Origin of the sequence: Nostoc sp. UHCC 0252 (assembly GCF_034931145.1) — a bacterium.
GTDB lineage: Bacteria > Cyanobacteriota > Cyanobacteriia > Cyanobacteriales > Nostocaceae > Nostoc.
Genome location: NZ_JAYGHE010000180.1, coordinates 1 through 2,243 on the forward strand (window position 1 = coordinate 1; position 2,243 = coordinate 2,243).

The 2,243-nt window shown below is 40.6% G+C and carries 1 protein-coding gene; it reads right to left on the bottom strand.

The genetic code is table 11. The features are described from left to right. On the bottom strand, positions 1 to 2,199 hold a 2,199-nt coding region (locus tag VB732_RS35855; protein WP_323235542.1), incomplete at its 3' end, for a DUF3854 domain-containing protein. Between the last annotated feature and the right edge of the window lie 44 nt (positions 2,200 to 2,243).

Here is a 2,243-nt window from a genome sequence, read left to right on the forward strand (position 1 = left end):
TAGTGGTAGCAAAACTTTATCTAAGTTAGAAGAAAAATTTGGTTGTGATGGTGTTGTGCTGTTAGGTGTTGGTGTAGTTGAGTGTGATACAGCGTTCTGTTGTTTTGGAGAATTAAAGCTTGCTTCTTGTGGGTGGGATTGTGTCTTGCGATCTGGTACGTTGGGCGTAGATTGAGTAGATTGATATGACTGCTCCTCGTCTAAATTACGGTTAATTTCGGGGTGAACGGGCAAGTCGATGTCACGGGTGTCTGTCGGGTTGCCAAATAATGCTTTGTAATTAATATGCAGTTTTTGAGCCAACAGTCTTAACTTCTCCAAATCAGCTTCAGTGATAGCCATCGCTTGGACTTGATGAGTCATACCAGTGTCAGTTTTCTCAAACTGAAAGCGAACAGCTTCCCGATTTGTACCATTGTGTTCAGTTTTGAGTAATTGCAGAGTAGATGTATTGTCACTAGTTTGCCGAAAAATAATCCGGTAATTGCCCAAGGTTAAGTCGTCTTTCTCGAAGCTAGTAATACTTTGTGTGAGTATTTTTAATACCTCGTTTTCTTTGAAACTTTCTAAAATATTGTGTGTGCCTTTAGGAGAGACTGAACCAACGACAGAGGCTATTTTGCGAGGGTCTTCATCAACAGAGGGCAATTCTTTACCAGCTTTCAGGTAGTCAGCTACTAACAAAAACTCCTGCCTTTCAATAGGCAGAATGTTAATTTGTCTTTCTCTCCAAATTTTTTGTTCAGACTCTATTTCTGTGTAAGAAAGTTTAATATTGCCTACGTGTCCCCATTTATCAGCTTGAAAAGTCATTAACTCTACATCATCATGACGACGAGAGATACTGTATTTATCAGCACCATGATTCTTGATTACAAAAGCATCAGCATGGTAGATTTTGCCACTGGTCTGCTGTTGTTCATCTTTAGCCTCAACACCATATTTTTTTAACAAAGTATAAGCAGCAAAAGCTATTTGTTTATTCTCACTAGCTTCTAGGCGCTTTCTAAAAAAATTAGGCTCATAAAGTGTAACATTTTCTTTTTTAGCCCAAGAACTGATGCTTTTTGTGTTTTGTGGAATTACAGGAGTTTCAGTTGGTTGGGTTGACTCAGAGGTAACATCTATATGGATAATGTCTGAATCAATAACTTTTATATCTATAATCTGTGAACCAGGGTCAATAAATGGTTTACGACGATTCTTGTGAAATACATTCATGTTTGGTTCTAATTCGGGAGCATCTGTCACAGTAGAATCTCCTTTTTGTTGATCAATAAGGGAGGCAGAAGGAAAACTGCTTTCTGCCTCCTGCCTCCTGCCTCCTGCCTTCTCTTCAATTGTTTTGACTGTGCCATCTTTGAGCTTGATAGTAAAACGTAAGCTATCAAGTTGATTTTGATGCCATTCTTCTAGAGCTATAGCCCCGGCAGATAGCTTTTCAAAACTTTCTCCTCCCTGTGCAACTATAAAATCATCTACACCCTTATCTGGCCCTGGCAGCGTTAATACTTTAACGACAGCACCAAATTCTTGTAATAAGCTTCCTGTTTTCCAAATATCTCTTTGGATATTGAGCTTAGTTTCAGGCTTAGTTTCATAATCAAAGCAGATTTTGATTTCTCTACTCGAAGTTGCGAAAACAGCTAACTCATCAGCCAGATAAGAATCACCAATTTTTTTGCCCCACTCGTTTTTAGGTGAGCGATAGCCGGAGGAAATTCCTGGTAGTCCGATGGCTGCGTGACCATGCGATAGTAGACTAGCCGCCTTCTTCGCGCCCTCTGTAATGACGAGTGGGATATTGTGTTTATACACACAATACCAAAAACCACTCAAGCGATCGCTATCGCTGGGGTTTACTCCAGCTTTTGAGTAAATATTTTGGGCAATTTCCCCTGGAACATCTAGCAAGAAAATACTCAAATCAACTGATGGTGGATGCTCATATTTGATGAACTTGCCTTCAACCGCAACAGTGAACCCATCTTTTTTTACGGTTTTGGGTCTGGGGCGGTTTGGCTTATAGCATCCCCATTCTTTAATTTGAGGTTGCTCACCAGGGGTAAGATTAGCAAATGTGCGCGGATCTACTCCTGAATTACACCACCAGCCACCTGCATCTAAGTGGGAATAGAGTTCTAAAAGCCTAGTAGAGAGGCTACCTGTATTTGTACGTGAGAGTTTGTCGCTGATCATAAGCCGTTCCCAAGCTTCATGTTCGCCACCGACATAGCTAAGGG